The following is a 15,033-nucleotide window of genomic DNA, read 5'->3' on the forward strand; positions in this document are numbered from 1 at the left end:
CCTGCCTACTGCCTACTTTAAGTTAATTCTGACAGGCTTATTAACTGATCTAACTAATGGACAAAACTAAGTTTCAATTTGAGTATTAAACCTGTATTTTTACCCATCTCCCGCTTTTTAAACGCCAGAAGGAAAGTGTTCCGATAACAATCCAATAGATGGCTTCGGCCAGCCAGATGATCTCAAGAGGCTGACTGAAAACAACTGAAGTTAAAAAGGTATAAACCAGGTAAACTATAATAGCTGCCACTTCAATCAGAAAAGCTGAACGGGTATCTCCAGTACCGGAAAGGGAATGAAGCAGATTGGCTGAAACAGTGAAAACCATCAAGGCGAAAAAAATGGAGTACAACGAATTGATTGACAAGCCGATAATCTGAGAATCACTGGTAATGATTCTTAAGAGGGTATGTGGAGAAAAGATAATCAGGGGAAGAAGGAAAATGACCCAGATATAATTGGTGGAAATTATTCTCAGGATAAGTTTTTTCATTTCGTTTCGTTTATTCTGGCCAAGCAGGTTGCTTACCATGGTGTTGGCTGTAGCAGCAAATCCCCAAACCGGAAACATAATCAGCATCAGTAAAGAACGAATGACATTCGAGGCAGCCAGTTTGTCCTGGCCTGTTTTTTCAATGATAACGAAAAAGGCAAACCAACTGACAATCGAGATAAGATATTGAAGTACACTTGGATAAGAGAGGTTGACTATTTTTCCGATAAGCGAAAAGTCTGGCCTGGGAAAGTGAAAGATGTTGTATTTTCTGAAATCGTGCCTCGAGCGTGTAAAATAAATAAAGACGAGAAAGCCCATGGCTTCGGAAAGAGAGGAGGCCAGAGCTGCCCCTTTGATTCCCATGGCAGGGAAAATCCAGTGGCCGAAAATCAGAAAATAATCAAGAATACCGTTGAAAACAGACATGATGATGGTGGCATAGGTGATAATAGCTGTTTTGGAAATGCCAATGTAAAGTGCTCTGAATCCGGCACCAAGGGCAACGAAAAACAATCCGAAAGAGCGATAATTCAGGAAACTGATGGACTGATAATAGATATCGTTATTGCTGACCAGTAATTTCATGATAGCAGGTCCGGGAATACTGATGAGTAAAAACAGCAAAACTGAGAATGCCAGAAGCAGGTAATTGCCCTGATTAAAGGTTTTACCAATCTCCACATCCTTACCTTCTCCAGTCCTTCTGGCGATGATAATTTGTGTACCCATCGACATAGCCCAGGTCAGGAGGCTGAAAATAAGATAAAAAGTTCCCCCGATGGCTCCGGCAGCAAGGGTAACCTCATCTACTCTTCCAAGAAATGCTGTATCAACCACACTGAGAATGGCCTGTGAAAAACTTCCGAGAATGATCGGTAAAGCAATTTCAAGAATGTTCCGGTAGGAGGTGTTGACTTGCATTTAACATTTAAAATAAATTACTGATTAACAGTGATTCAGGGGAATTTCAAAAGCGTAAAGTTGATTTTACATTTTCAAACAATGCTTTGTCTTCATCACCTGACATGAGTTTTTCAGCTTTTTTCATCAGCTTTTCAGATTTTTTCAAATCGTTTTTTTTGTAGCGGGTAAAAGCATAGGCAAGGGTATTTCCAAAGCTTTTATTTTTTTTATAATAAGCTGATGCCCACCCATCTGCTTTGTTTATCCATTCATCCGACTGAAGAAAGCGGCATATATCAAGGATGTAATCGGTGGCAAGCTCATCAGGGACAAAAGAGGTGGTCATGAATTTTTCGACTGTTAAAGCAAAATTGTTCCAATCCTGCAGGGAGCGAAAATATTCTGTTCTGAAAAAGAGTTTGGCCGACTCATGACTGATGCCTTTTTTCGACATTTCACGATAGTCCACATAATCAAGAATATTCAGTGTGTATCTGAGCAGGGAGGTGTCGCGTTGGTTGATGGCATTGATAAAGTTGGATTCAAAAACGTAATTAAGGTAATTTTCAACGGGGTCTTTGCCATATATTTCCTCAAATCTGCTTTTTTCCTGAAGAAATTTAACAAAAAGGGGATGAGCAGGATTTTTCAGATAAGTCTGCATCAGAAACCATTCGTACTGGTCGTAATTGAAACTGTTTATGTTTCGGAAATAAACATCAGCGACTGTCTTGCCTTCGTCAAAATAGTTGAGGCGGGTAAGGAGAAAGGCAAACTCCCTCGCTGTTTCGGCCTGTTTGTTTTTCTGGTTGTAAAAGGTATCGCGAAGGCTGAGCATATCATAAAACATGGAAGCCGTAGAAATGGCTATCTGCCTCAGTCCTTCGGTGCTGACGGAAGCATCATAGATTTTCCCGAGATTATGGCCTGCCGGATCAGTGAAAATGACTGAAGGAAGGTTCTGAATATTGTATTTTTCAATAAATGAATGTCCGAAATCACTTTCAAAATTGACTTTCAGATTGAGAAAGGTCAGATTGAAAGTAGTAGCGAGTTTGGTATCGCTGAAAACTCTTTGGTTCATCTCGGCACAGCCCGGGCAGGATGGACTATAAATGTAAAAACAAAGAGGTTTTGTGTTTTTCGAAGCCAGATTAAACATGCTGTCGAGCTGAATATCATCGGATATTTCTTTGAAAGCAACACCCTGCGGGTAAACCCATGTGGAAAAGAGGCTGAAAAATAAGAATAAAAAAACAGTCCGGTGGTTTGTGTTCATGATTATTGTTCTTTTAATGTAATTTCTTCGATTTTTTCGAGTGTTACGGGGTTTATAACTTCCATTTTAACAGACTTCCCGTTGATATGGAAGAATACGAGGGAATTTTGAACAGAAAATTTTTTGACAGACTCAGTCCATGGGGTCAGTTCCTGTGCATATACCGGAGCACCAGCAGTTCCATTGGTGATTTGCCATATACTTCGGGTAAGCGTAATTTTTTTTCCGTTATAATCGTCAGTATAGATTTTTGTCTGAGGCGTAATTTCCATTCTGGAATAATTATGTTCGTCTCCACACAACACAGCCACAGTTTTCCTGCTGGCATTGACAATCAAATCGAGTATTTCGTCTCTTCTTTCAATAATACCGGTACGCATGGCATTTCCGGTTACTACGGCCCTGACCCTGTTATTCCCGTTGTACCAGAAAGCATCGGCTGCATGTCCGCCATTCGGGAAGAAAGGTGTATGCAAAGTGATGAAAATGTGGTCAATATCTTTATCAGCTTCCAGTTTGTTGATGGTGGTACGTAGCCAGCTCAACTGGTTGTCCATGATGTATCCTGCAGGATTGCCACTTGTCAGGACGTTTTGAGAAACGCTCGGGCTGAACCAGTAATGCGTATTAAGTACCACGATGGCTACATTGTCGTAGGTGTAATAATATACATTTTCAGAATAGGTAGGAAAATCAATACTTTTAGGGTCGGGGTCATAAGGTGCACCGTCTTCCGATTTGGGGCCATTTTCAGGATTGGTGAAATTTTCGGCAAATACAGCCTCTGATGATTCCTTGTCGAAGGGAAATTTATCAAGCATGTAGCGTTTCCCGATTTCATCGTCAGGAAACATATACATGAGCAATTCATGATTGCCCATGGCTGTGTAAACAGGCATATAATGTGCCCATGGCTCAACGGCTTTTTTCCAGTTGGCATACTGATGATTGATTTCATCTTTGCTCAGGCAATAACCATTGATTAAGTCGCCAGAGAACTGGAAGAAAGAAACATTTTTCATGGAAGCGAGAGACATGAATTTTCTGACCGTATAATAATTTACCCCATACGCATTGCGCTCACCACCTCCGGCTCCATAGCGGGAATCACTGGCGAAAGCAAAGCTGAACGGCTGCCGGCTACCCGGTTTGGGGAGTGTAGTAAATGAAAACTGATAGGTAATTCCGCCAACGATAATCCGGTAAACATATTCGGTGGCAGGAAAAAAGCCCTTGATTTCAATTTCGTGTTTTTTGGAAGGAGTTGTTTCAGGGAAGTCTTTTGTCTTTTTAATCCCTTGTGAAAGGTATTCAACGGTGAGAATCAGCGCTTCGGGTTGTGAAGTCGTAAAAGCCACGGTACAGCCTTCAGTGGTTACTTTACTGACAAAAGGACCTTCCACAATGGTGTTGACCACTTCAAAAGGGCCTGCTCCACGGAAAGCAACCCGCCCTTCATAAATCATTTTTCCACTTTGATCGAGAATGCGGTAACCGATTAAACCTTTTTTATTTTGTCCCCATGCAACAATATCGTTCAGGTCGGAGAGGTCTTTCCGTATGTTTATGCTTGCTTTTCCTGCCGTGATGGCAACAGGTGTTTTTGAATAAAAAGGAACCGGATATCTGACATCGTTCAGCGGGATAAGACCGAAAAACAATGTCCCGTTAAAATTTGGAAGTTTGAAATCGAAATCGATACCGCTTTCACTACCTTTTGCAGCCTGATAGAAATTCTGCAGGCTATAGATGGCCGGAGCAGAAAAGGAGGTTAATTTTAGCCCGTCATTGTCGAAAATAATTTCACCTTTAGGGCTTGGGCTCAGGTTGGTATAAACCTTAGGAATGATTATCTGTCCATGAACGTTTTTAATCAAAACGACAGAAAAAATCAGAATGAAAAATTTTTTCATAGCAAAAGATTTGACGTTAAACAAAAATGAACGTTGCTTGAGCAAAAATTTTTTTGTTAAAAAACAAATTGCAGTTTTACAATAAAAATTTTTTATTACAAAAGTATGGAGAAAATTGATTGAAGGGATAAATTTTGAAAATCATTGATTTTTTGGCATATTTTCTCAAAGCTGTCTATTTTTGCAGGTGAAATAAAACTTTTGCTAATTATCATGTCGAAAAATATCATAAATGTCGGGGATGTTGAATGTGGCGGGAGAAATTTATTTTTAATATCCGGTCCATGTGTCATTGAAGATGAATTGATTATGATGAAGACTGCCCGGCATTTAAAGGAAGTTGGCGAGCGGTTGGGGATAAAAATCATCTATAAATCATCGTTTAGCAAAGACAACAGGAGTTCATTGGCTTATTATCAGGGTCCTGGCATCGAAGAAGGATTGAAGTTACTTGAAAAGGTAAAGAGTGAGTTTGATATGCCTGTTTTAAGCGATATTCATTTTCCACAGCAGGCTGAGATGGCCGCAGAAGTGTTGGATGTCATACAGATTCCGGCCTATTTGTGTATGCAGACAAGTCTTGTAGTGGCAGCAGCAAAAACAGGTAAGGTATTGAATATCAAACATGGACAGTTTATTGCACCCGAAAATATGCTTCATCCGGTCAAAAAAGCTGAGGATTGCGGCAATCATCAGATCATACTCACTGAAAGGGGATATACCTTTGGTTATAATGATCTGGTGGTGGACCCCAGAAGTTTTCATCATTTAAACAAAATCGGCTATCCGGTGGTTTTTGATATTACCCATTCGGTCAGGAAATACGGGATTCCCAGTGCCGATCCGAAAGGAGGAGCACGTGAATTTTTACCGGTACTTGCCCGGGCAGGAGTCGCAGCCGGAGTAGATGGCATTTTTATCGAAACCCATCCGAATCCTTCAGAGGCACTTTGTGATGCAGCCAGCCAGCTTTGTGTTTATGACCTTGAGGCATTCGTCAGGCCTTTACTTGAATTGCATGAGATCGAATTGAAATACAGAGAATTATAATTTATGGAACTTTACCTTGATTCAGTTGACCTGAATGAAATAGAACAGGCCTTTTCGCTGGGTTTTTTAACAGGACTCACCACAACTCCCACCTTTATGCACCGGCAGGGCATAAAAAATATTGATGAAGCCATTGTGAAGCTATCTGAGAAAGTGCCTGTACTTCAACTCGAAGCCATTGGCGAATCTTCTGAAGACATTATCGGAGAAGCAGAGCGGTTGCTGTCGTTGGGATTAAATCCGGGAAAAACTGTTTTTAAAATACCGGTTTCCTTTGAGGGGGTAAAAGCATGTAAAAAGCTGATTGACAAAGGAATACTGGTTAATATACATTTGGTTTACACGATTCAGCAGGCGTATATGGCTATGGCTGCCGGGGCAACCTATATTTGTCCTCTGGTAGGCAGGCTGCAGGACCAGGGACAAGATGCGCTGGGCTTGATTGACCAATGTGTATCAGCCGTTAATTATTACGGTTATTCGTCAAAAATCATGTTTTCGTCTGTCAGGAATATTGAGCATGTGAAAAATGCGATTAATCTTGGGGTTCATGCCTGCACCATGCCGTGGTATGTGCTGAAAAACCTGACACAAAACAGTTTTACCACACTTGGCACCAATGAGTTTTTACAACATAGCCGGCTGTTGAATATGAAAGCGGGAGATGTTATCAGAAGAGAAAATCCTGTTGTTAAACTAAATGACAACATTACAGAAGCAATCAAACAAATGACGAGCTCGGGACTTGGTGCCGTATCAGTAGTGGATGAATCCGGTAAGCTCACCGGAATATTTACAGATGGTGATTTGAGGAGAAATCTGGGGCAATTTGGCGAACAGGTATTCATGAAAAAAATGGCTGAACTTGCTCATCCGTTACCTGTTTCGGTCGAAAGCGATACCATTCTGCAGGATGTAATTGCTGTTTTTAAAGAGAGAAAAATTGACAATATCATTGTTACCCAATCCGGAAAACCAATCGGGATGATTGATATTCAGGATATAACAGATTTAAAACTTTTGTAATGAACAAAGAAGAGATTATAAAAAAGTATGTTGAGACAGGTGGTAAATTTCTGACAGATAGTAGTGATTTTATCGCTCGTGCTTCCCAGATAGAAGCCCTCGTATTTGATTGGGATGGCGTTTTCAATTCCGGAATAAAGAGTGGTCAGGATCAACAGAGCGGATTCAGCGAGATTGATGCCATGGGGGTCAATCTTTTACGTTTCGCAATATGGCTGAATACCAAAAAGATAGCTCCGGTTGCCATTATATCAGGTCAGAAAAGTAACAATGCCAGATTTTTTGCTTCACGCGAAAACTTCAATTACATTTTCTCAGGATTTAAAAACAAAATAGAGGCTTACGAAATTTTTCTTAATAAAATTCATTCCTCTGCCAGAAAAACAGCCTTTTTCTTTGACGATATTCTTGACTTGTCAATCGTTTCCAGTATTAAACAGAAGCCGGGAGTCAAGGTCTTTATAAAGAGGAACGCAACTCCACTGCTGAATGATTATGTCGGGAGAAACCAGCTTTACGATTATGCAACCGCTTGCAGTTGTGATAGTTTTGCCGTCAGGGAAGCCTGCGAGCTGATAGCTTCAATGATTTACGATTACGACAAGCTGATAGAGATGCGCGTCAGCTATCACAATGGCTATTCGAGTTATCTGAACTACAGGGATAAAATAAAACTTAATTCTGTCGATTTTAGTTAATCATTAAAATGATGAAATTCAGACTTTTAACAATTTTATTGCTTGCTATCGTATTTAGTTTTTGCAGCCGCAAAGAAGTGAAAAAAGTGAGCATGAGGCTTGAATTAGAAGGCATGCATTGTAACGGATGTGCCACCACCATCGAAAACAGTCTGAAAGATTTGAAAGGGACGGAATATGCCCATGCTTCTTTTGATTCGGCCTATGCCTTGCTGTCCATTGATACCAACCAGACGGGAACAGCGGAAATAGTAAAGGCTGTTGAGAAAAAAGGGTATAGGGTGAAAAGTATTGAAATTAATGAATGAGGCTGTTGATATTCAGAATATTTTCCAGCATCATAACCCTGATGATTAATACAAAGCCAAACAATACCAGCAACACCCCTACAACTTTATTCACAATCATGACCGTTTTTGGGCGGATAAGCCGTTTGATGCGGAATGCGAGCAATGCTTTCAGGATATTCAGTGCGAAATAGGTACCTACCACTGCCGAAAGAAACAGGAAGATTTCGAATTTTTTATTTCCATAGGTGGAGTTGACAAGAGAAACCACACCCAACCAGAAAAACCAGACGAACGGGTTGGCAAAATTAAGCACAAAGCCCTTTACAAGAAGTTTAACAATCCCATTCCCGTCTATCGTTGATTTTGGTCGCATATCACTGAATTTCATCTTTTTCAGATAAGTATAGATGCCGAAGAAAATAAGCACCAGACCACCGGCAAATCCAACGGAAACCTTGTAAATCTTATTGTCAATCAATTGGGCGGTGCCGATATAGCAGAGGAAAATCAAAAAAACATCGCTGGCAGTAATGCCGATGGATAAAATATTACCGGCATTAAAACCTTTGTAAATGACAGTTTGCAGGTGGGTAAAAAACACAGGACCTATCAAAACAGATAGGGTAAGACCGAGAATAATTCCTTCAATGACAGGTTCAGTTAGATTCAAGCTTTACTTTGTTTGTATTGATTGACAAAATTTTCCCAGTCTTCGAACAGGTGAGCTTTTAAAACACGTGGAAATTTATGTTGCCCGCCTAATTTTCCTTTCATTTTCATCCATTGATAAAACAAGCTGGAAGGTAAAACTTCGACAATGACATTTTTGATGGCGGCAATTCTTTCCACGCGATAATCATCATTCAGGTTTTTCAAGTGAAAATCAATTCTTTCACTGGCTACTTTCGGATCAAGGTAGTCGTCACAGCCAAGATACCATTTATGGGCAAACATGCTGTTGTATCGGATACCGCAAACGGTAAATTCACGGATACCAACATTCAGTTCATCTTCCACTTTTTTAATGGCCATGTTCATGTTTTCCTGTGAGAGGTGTTCTCCGCAAAGATTCAGGTAATGTTTTGTCCTTCCGGTAATCTGTATTTCAAACTTTTCCTTGGAGGTAAATTTAATAGTGTCTCCAATCAGATAGCGCCAGGCACCTGCACAGGTCGAAAGGAGAAGGGCATAGTCTTTTCCTTCTTCAACGTCTTCAATGCTGAGAGTTTCAGGGTTTTCAACCATATTGTTATCGATGTCAAAATTTCGTTCGTTAAAAGGAACAAATTCGAAGAAAATGCCATTGTCAACAACTAACTGCATGGATTCGGTGTCGGGATGGCTCTGAAAAGCCAGAAATCCTTCGGATGCCAGGTAGGTTTCGATATAGGTTAGCGGATGTGCCAGCAGTTTTTCAAATCCTTTTTTATATGGGGCAAACGATACTCCGCCATGGACATAAATGGATAAGTTAGGCCAAATTTCATGAATATTTTTCACCTGATAATGGTCGATAATTTTCTCCATCAAAATCTGAAGCCAGGCAGGAACACCTGAAAAAACACCAATATCCCAATCCGGAGCTTTTTTGACAATTTCATCAAGTTTGGTCAGCCAGTCGCGCTCCTTGGCAATGCGTTTACCGGGTTTGTAAAAATACTGGAACCAGAAAGGAATATTACCGGCTGTTATTCCCGACAGGTCTCCCTCATAATAAGTTCCGTTATAATGCAGGTGAGTGCTTCCCCCCAGCATCAGGATGCCTTTGTTGTAAAACTCAGGGGGAAAATTGTAATTGGCTAAGGTAAAAATCTGTTTGATACTTGTCTTTTTTACCTGCCGAAGCATATCGTGAGTAACAGGAATATATTTGCTCGAAGCTTCGGAGGTGCCGCTGCTGAGGGCAAAATATTTTACTTGTCCGGGCCAGGTTACAAAAGCCTCTCCGTTTTGTGCCCGGTACCACCATTTTTTAAAAATGGAATTGTAGTCAAATGTCGGAACATGGCTTTTAAACGATGCTATGAGGTCTTTACTCTTTAAAATTTCAGAAAAACCATATTCTTCGCCAAAAGCTGTATTCTGAGCTTTCTTCAAAAGCTTTTTCAGTACCTTTTTTTGACTTGATACAGCATAATGTAAGGTTTTCTGAACCATGGGATTGCCCCTTAACTCTATGGCTGCTTTTAAGATTGAACCTATAATCGGCATTTCGATAATTTTTTTGTGCCTGCAAATGTAATTTGATTTACTTAAAAAATACAGCTCTTTTATTGAAAACGAAATATCATTCATCAGAAATGACCGAATTATATGAAGTTGAATTGTAATTTTACAAATTCTTATAGCTTTGTGGTTTCGTAATTCTGTTGCAAACCTTTTAAAAACGAAAAAGATGTCAGAACAAAAGAAATTTGTCCCCTTTGTTTCGTCTGAAACAAAAATGGCGGAGTTTACCTTGAGGGCACTCATCATCGGGTTATTTCTGGCCGTTATTTTAGGTGCTGCCAATGCCTATCTTGGACTGAAGGCAGGTATGACCATAGCTGCCACTTATCCTGCTGCCGTGATTGGTATGGCTCTGCTCAAGGCCATGAAAGGTACCATCCTTGAAGAAAATTTTACACGTACTGTCGGATCAATCGGTGAATCTGTTGCCGCTGGTGCTATCTTTACCTTACCCGCTTTCTTTATTGCAGGTATCTGGAAAGAGTTTTATACCCCCGGCCACTATGTGATTTCTGCCTTAATCATGATAACAGGTGGTATTCTGGGAATTATGTTCGTGGCTCTCTTGCGTAGGGTCATGGTGGAAGATGCTGAACTGCCTTTTCCCGAATCGGTTGCTGCTGCTGAAATCCACAAATCGGGCAGAAGTGCTGGTGGTAATTCAAAATTTCTCTTCTGGGCAATGGGTTTTGGCGGTTTGATCAAAGCAGCCGGTGAATTGAAGCTCTTCCTTCCGGTATGGGAAAAATTCGTTACCTTTAAAAGTCAGTTTATTACCGGAACCGGTCAGGCTATTTCAGCCAAAGGCGGTTTACTGATCGGAACTCCCGGTTTAAAACCTGCTTATCTTGGTGTTGGTTATATCATTGGCCCCAAACTCGCTTCCCTCAACTTCAGTGGAGGACTGGTTGCATGGGGGCTTCTGACACCGATAATTTATTATTTCCTTTCATCTCACATTGATTTGACCGCATGGTCACAATATCTGGTTGACAATAACCTTGCAACCGATACGGATGCAGCCATGAAAAAAATATCTGATCCTCAGTTTCAGATGATTACTATCTGGAAAAGCATCGTCAGGCCTATAGCCATAGGTGGGATGCTGGTGGGAACGGTTTTTACCCTGTGGAAAATGCGTAAAAGCCTGGTGGCTGGCATAGCCCGTTCCGTTGGCGATGTCAGAAAAGCCACTCAGGGTGGTGCTGTAACGGATAGAATTGACAAAGACCTCGGTTTTAACTGGGTGATGCTGGGAATTTTAGGCGCTGCACTCGCCACTTTCCTGATTACATTTCTTATTTTTAAAACTTCTTTGGTAGTGGCACTTGTCGCCACCATCGTGATGATTATTGCCGGATTTTTCTTTGGTGCCGTTTCCGGCTATCTGGTAGGTATCATTGGGTCATCCAACAATCCCATCAGCGGGCTGACCATTTCAACGGTTGTGGTAACCGCCCTGCTGATGTGGGCACTGGGAGTAAGTGGAGAAGAAGGAGTACCTGCCGTTCTGGGTGTTGCTGCCATCATCTGCGTTTCCGCTGCAGTTGCAGGAGAAATGCTTCAGGACCTGAAAGCAGGCCATCTGCTTGGTGGTACCCCCTGGCGCATGCAGGTGGGTGATATTATCGGGGTCGTTGTGGCAGCTGCAGTCATGTTTATTCCTATATTCATCCTTCACGAAGGTGATATTGCCAAAGGTATTCAGGAAGGTTATGAAGGAGGATTTGGCAGCCGTGAACTGCCTGCTCCTCAGGCAAGCCTTATGGCTATTCTTTCAGGAGGTATCATTCAGGGGAATATGGCATGGCCGCTCATCATTGTCGGGATGTTGCTCGGAACAGCACTGATCCTGATGCAGGTTCGCAGCCCGATGTTGATTGCCATCGGTATGTATCTTCCTCTCGAGACCACCTTCGCCATTTTTACTGGCGGGGCTATCAAGGGCATCATGGAAATGATTCAGGAAAAACGTAAACATAATGAAGCCCAGAAGGCACGCACCGAAAATGTGGGTATTCTCATCGCTGCAGGATTAATTGCCGGTGAAGCCCTCATCGGATTACTGTTTGCAGCCTTTGCCTTTTTCGACATGAAAATATGGGCATTCAAACATCCCTCATATATCACCAGCCTGGTCATTCTGGTCATCATTGCCCTTGTGCTCATCAATCTTCCGCTGCGTAAAGCCGGAAATCCTGATGAACCGGCACCTCCGGTAGCCAGTCATTAATTTTTGCCATGAACTTTTTTCAGCGGAGAAAAATATTGAAACAAGCGAATTTGCTTGATCTGACCCCTTACCGGATCATGGATGATGAAATGGAAGACGGAATGGTCAATGTGTTGTTGCCGCGTTTCAATTCCCGGTTTTGGGGGCCTAAGCTTCAGCCTTTGCTGGCACCGCACAAAAAGTTCATAAAAATTAAACTTGATGAATTTGGCTCAGAAACATGGATGCTGATGGATGGAAAAACCTCAGTCGGTCAGATAGCTGAAAAGCTCAGGGAAAAGTTTGGCGACAGGATAGAGCCTGTCCACGACAGATTGGGCAGATTTATCTCCATGATGTACGAGCAACGCTATATTTCATTTAACGAACTTAAAAATTAAATTTATGGGAAAAGAAATTTTAAATTTAGAGCCTAAAAACCTCTGGAAACATTTTTATTCACTGACACAAATCCCCAGACCATCTGGTCAGGAGGCGGAATGTATCGCTTTTATCAAAAAATTCGGAGACGACCTCGGTCTTGAAACAGAAGTTGACGAAACAGGAAATCTGGTCATACGAAAACCTGCTACTCCGGGTATGGAAAACAGGAAAGGAATAATTCTTCAGGGACATGTGGACATGGTTCCGCAGAAAAACAGCGATAAAGAGCATGATTTTTCAAAAGACCCTATTGATGCATGGATAGATGGAGAATGGGTCAAGGCAAAAGGAACAACACTTGGTGCAGACAATGGCATTGGTGTAGCCTCAGCCATGGCCGTTCTCGAGGCAAAAAATATTGAACACGGACCTATTGAAGCACTGTTTACCATAGATGAAGAAACAGGAATGACAGGGGCTTTCGGATTGAAACCGGGATTTTTTAAAGGAGATATTCTTTTAAACCTCGATTCGGAAGATGAAGGTGAATTGTATATAGGTTGTGCAGGAGGTATCAATGGCAGTTTTACCTTTTCTTTTCAGAAAGAATCAGTGCCAAAGAGTTATCAGGCATACCGAATTGATGTAAAAGGCCTGAAAGGAGGCCATTCCGGGCTGGATATCAACCTTGGTCGTGGCAACTCCAACAAGATATTATTCAGGTTTTTATATCATGCTGCAGGTCGTCATGGATTGAGGATTTCTTCTTTTGAAGGGGGCAACCTGCGTAATGCTATCCCCAGAGAAGCCTGGGCAATCGTAGTCGTTCCGGATGACAAAAAGGAAAAGTTTATGACCTGTTTTGAGAAAAATGTTCAAAAGATCAAAAATGAACTATCCTTTACTGAACCAGACTTTATCATGACCTGTAGTCCGGCAGGGATTCCTGAATATGTGATGGATGAAAAATCGCAAAAGGCTGTCATCAATGCCATTTATGCCTGCCCGAACGGTGTTATCCGGATGAGCGATGCTATGCCGGGTCTGGTCGAAACAAGTACCAACCTTGCCATTGCAAAAACAGAGAATGACAAAGTGATGGTGAAGTGTCTGCTCAGAAGCTCTGTTGATTCAGCTAAAGACGACCTTGCCGGCATGATGGAGGCTTTATTTGACCTTGCTGGTGCTGTTTGTGAGTTTGACGGTGCTTATCCGGGCTGGAAACCTAATCCAAATTCCCCGATTCTCAAAACAATGAAGGAAGTGTACAACAGTAAGTTTGGAAAAGTGCCGGAGGTTAAAGCCATTCATGCAGGCCTTGAATGTGGACTGATAGGAGGTGTTTATCCCAATCTCGACATGATTTCGTTCGGGCCTACCATGCGGCACCCTCATTCTCCCGATGAAAAGGTTAATATTGCCACCGTTCAGAAATTCTGGGATTTTCTGGTAGAAACGCTTAAAAATGCACCGGTTAAATAGTTATCCGGTTGTTTTTTAAGTTGTACATTTACTGACCCTAATATTAAACTTTTTATAAGTGTTTGCCCTGCCTCTGACCATTGGCGGGGCATTTTTTTAGTCATTCAGCCCTTTTCCTGACAATATCTTATCTGCGAATTTTTCGATACGTGAGGTTCGTGTTTTCGATTGTACCGGTGCTGAAAAATAAAGCAGATAAGCCCTTTGTCGGCCGGGAGTCAAAGATTCAAAGGCTTGCCTTAACTCCGGCATCCTGAGAAAAATTTCCTTCAGCTCTTCAGGAATTTCGTATTCCAGCACTTTTTTGAAAACTACTTTCTTCCCCTGCTTCTCAAGCTCAGTAGCTGCAAGGATGTATTTTCTGAGTATTGACTCCAGTTGAATAATCTGCTCTTTGCCTGTAAATTTGATCATTCTGACAGCCTGACTGTTTGGACCGGGACTGGAAAGCAGGTTATGAGGATCATCGAGTAATGCTCCTTTAAAAAAACTCAGGGTGCAATATTCCTTAAACCTGCCGATGATCACGACATTCTTGTTTTCAAAAGTGTAGCATAGCTGATACCATTTCAGCTCTTCAGTAAGACCACAGCTGAGAAGTATTTCACGCAATTTCAGGGTTTCTTCCCGCCAGCTGTTGATTTTTGCCAGATATTCATCAATTGAAGGTTTCATGCTTTTAAGTTATTGTTGCAAAGATAAAAGGTCCCTTTCTTTCGTTTGATTTAAACTCATTGATATTCAGCATCGATCATAAATAGCCACCGAATTAATTCGGTGGCTAATAAAAATTGAATTAAAATGTTCAGGGGATAGATGTAAAAGACAAGTATCTTCCGTTTTGATTTGTCAGCACTTTTCTGTAGGAAGATTTGAACCCACTGCTTATTGGTCAAAATGCCTGATGAAAAAATGTGCCCGGCACTGACACTTAACCATTTATCCATGATTATGAAAATGTCCAGTTTTTTTGCTAATATACTGGACAATTAATTATTTTTGCACAAAAATATACAGAATGAAAATAGCTGAATATATATCATTTACTATAGATCGACTGCCCAGGGGATA

General features: G+C 41.3%; 13 protein-coding genes. 7 read left to right on the forward strand and 6 right to left on the reverse strand.

The annotated features are described in order from the left end of the window. Positions 1-85: 85 nt before the first annotated feature. The 3 genes from GX437_04495 to GX437_04505 are packed head-to-tail and all read right to left on the reverse strand — an operon-like array spanning position 86 to position 4,591. Positions 86-1,417: an MATE family efflux transporter gene (locus GX437_04495; GenBank protein NLJ06912.1), complete on the reverse strand. Its 1,332-nt coding sequence runs from the start codon at positions 1,415-1,417 to the stop codon at positions 86-88. 46 nt (positions 1,418-1,463) lie between these two features. Next, a complete protein-coding gene (locus GX437_04500; protein ID NLJ06913.1) occupies positions 1,464-2,678 on the reverse strand; it encodes a hypothetical protein in 1,215 nt (404 codons plus the stop codon). Positions 2,679-2,680: 2 nt separating this feature from the next. Continuing rightward, positions 2,681-4,591: a hypothetical protein gene (locus GX437_04505; GenBank protein ID NLJ06914.1), complete on the reverse strand. Its 1,911-nt coding sequence runs from the start codon at positions 4,589-4,591 to the stop codon at positions 2,681-2,683. A gap of 213 nt (positions 4,592-4,804) precedes the next feature. Between GX437_04505 and kdsA the strand changes: the two genes are divergently transcribed. The 4 genes from kdsA (at position 4,805) to GX437_04525 (ending at position 7,673) form a co-directional block, all read left to right on the forward strand. Beyond that, positions 4,805-5,641 carry a 3-deoxy-8-phosphooctulonate synthase gene (gene kdsA / locus GX437_04510; protein NLJ06915.1) on the forward strand — a complete coding sequence of 279 codons (837 nt, stop codon included), beginning with the start codon at positions 4,805-4,807 and terminating at the stop codon, positions 5,639-5,641. Positions 5,642-5,644: 3 nt separating this feature from the next. Beyond that, a complete protein-coding gene (locus GX437_04515) occupies positions 5,645-6,667 on the forward strand; it encodes a CBS domain-containing protein (GenBank protein ID NLJ06916.1) in 1,023 nt (340 codons plus the stop codon). Next, entirely contained in the window at positions 6,667-7,365 is a 699-nt protein-coding gene (locus tag GX437_04520; protein NLJ06917.1) for a phosphatase, read from the forward strand. The genes GX437_04515 and GX437_04520 overlap by 1 nt, the downstream gene beginning before the upstream one ends. A 92-nt stretch (positions 7,366-7,457) precedes the next feature. After that, complete coding sequence (locus GX437_04525) at positions 7,458-7,673, forward strand: heavy-metal-associated domain-containing protein (protein NLJ06918.1); 216 nt, start codon at positions 7,458-7,460, stop codon at positions 7,671-7,673. On the opposite strand, the gene GX437_04530 is transcribed toward GX437_04525, so the two are convergent. Both GX437_04530 and GX437_04535 read right to left on the reverse strand, forming a co-directional pair. Beyond that, positions 7,663-8,325, reverse strand: coding sequence for a LysE family transporter (locus GX437_04530; GenBank protein ID NLJ06919.1), 663 nt, complete (start codon positions 8,323-8,325; stop codon positions 7,663-7,665). The genes GX437_04525 and GX437_04530 overlap by 11 nt on opposite strands. Next, the gene (locus tag GX437_04535) at positions 8,322-9,866 is read right to left on the reverse strand and encodes a GH3 auxin-responsive promoter family protein (protein ID NLJ06920.1); all 1,545 of its coding nucleotides are present in this window, start codon (positions 9,864-9,866) and stop codon (positions 8,322-8,324) included. The genes GX437_04530 and GX437_04535 overlap by 4 nt, the downstream gene beginning before the upstream one ends. A gap of 184 nt (positions 9,867-10,050) precedes the next feature. On the opposite strand from GX437_04535, the gene GX437_04540 reads away from it, so the two are divergent. The 3 genes from GX437_04540 to GX437_04550 are packed head-to-tail and all read left to right on the forward strand — an operon-like array spanning position 10,051 to position 13,962. Then, complete coding sequence (locus GX437_04540; protein NLJ06921.1) at positions 10,051-12,117, forward strand: oligopeptide transporter, OPT family; 2,067 nt, start codon at positions 10,051-10,053, stop codon at positions 12,115-12,117. A 35-nt stretch (positions 12,118-12,152) separates the two neighbouring features. Further along, positions 12,153-12,497 carry a PqqD family protein gene (locus GX437_04545; GenBank protein ID NLJ06922.1) on the forward strand — a complete coding sequence of 115 codons (345 nt, stop codon included), beginning with the start codon at positions 12,153-12,155 and terminating at the stop codon, positions 12,495-12,497. A gap of 4 nt (positions 12,498-12,501) precedes the next feature. Further along, the gene (locus GX437_04550; protein ID NLJ06923.1) at positions 12,502-13,962 is read left to right on the forward strand and encodes an aminoacyl-histidine dipeptidase; all 1,461 of its coding nucleotides are present in this window, start codon (positions 12,502-12,504) and stop codon (positions 13,960-13,962) included. 96 nt (positions 13,963-14,058) lie between these two features. Here the strand turns inward: GX437_04550 and GX437_04555 are convergent, their stop codons facing one another. After that, positions 14,059-14,637 carry a hypothetical protein gene (locus GX437_04555; protein ID NLJ06924.1) on the reverse strand — a complete coding sequence of 193 codons (579 nt, stop codon included), beginning with the start codon at positions 14,635-14,637 and terminating at the stop codon, positions 14,059-14,061. Between the last annotated feature and the right edge of the window lie 396 nt (positions 14,638-15,033).

The organism is Sphingobacteriales bacterium (assembly GCA_012517435.1).
Classification (GTDB): Bacteria; Bacteroidota; Bacteroidia; order CAILMK01; family JAAYUY01; genus JAAYUY01.

Excerpts from the sequence above, each read along its gene's own strand:
- GX437_04495 (NLJ06912.1), bottom strand. The coding sequence starts at position 1,417 with ATGCAAGTCAACACCTCCTACCGGAACATTCTTGAAATTGCTTTACCG.
- GX437_04505 (NLJ06914.1), bottom strand. The coding sequence starts at position 4,591 with ATGAAAAAATTTTTCATTCTGATTTTTTCTGTCGTTTTGATTAAAAAC.
- GX437_04550 (NLJ06923.1), top strand. The coding sequence starts at position 12,502 with ATGGGAAAAGAAATTTTAAATTTAGAGCCTAAAAACCTCTGGAAACAT.
- GX437_04525 (NLJ06918.1), top strand. The coding sequence starts at position 7,458 with ATGAGGCTTGAATTAGAAGGCATGCATTGTAACGGATGTGCCACCACC.
- kdsA (NLJ06915.1), top strand. The coding sequence starts at position 4,805 with ATGTCGAAAAATATCATAAATGTCGGGGATGTTGAATGTGGCGGGAGA.
- GX437_04515 (NLJ06916.1), top strand. The coding sequence starts at position 5,645 with ATGGAACTTTACCTTGATTCAGTTGACCTGAATGAAATAGAACAGGCC.
- GX437_04540 (NLJ06921.1), top strand. The coding sequence starts at position 10,051 with ATGTCAGAACAAAAGAAATTTGTCCCCTTTGTTTCGTCTGAAACAAAA.
- GX437_04520 (NLJ06917.1), top strand. The coding sequence starts at position 6,667 with ATGAACAAAGAAGAGATTATAAAAAAGTATGTTGAGACAGGTGGTAAA.
- GX437_04535 (NLJ06920.1), bottom strand. The coding sequence starts at position 9,866 with ATGCCGATTATAGGTTCAATCTTAAAAGCAGCCATAGAGTTAAGGGGC.
- GX437_04555 (NLJ06924.1), bottom strand. The coding sequence starts at position 14,637 with ATGAAACCTTCAATTGATGAATATCTGGCAAAAATCAACAGCTGGCGG.
- GX437_04500 (NLJ06913.1), bottom strand. The coding sequence starts at position 2,678 with ATGAACACAAACCACCGGACTGTTTTTTTATTCTTATTTTTCAGCCTC.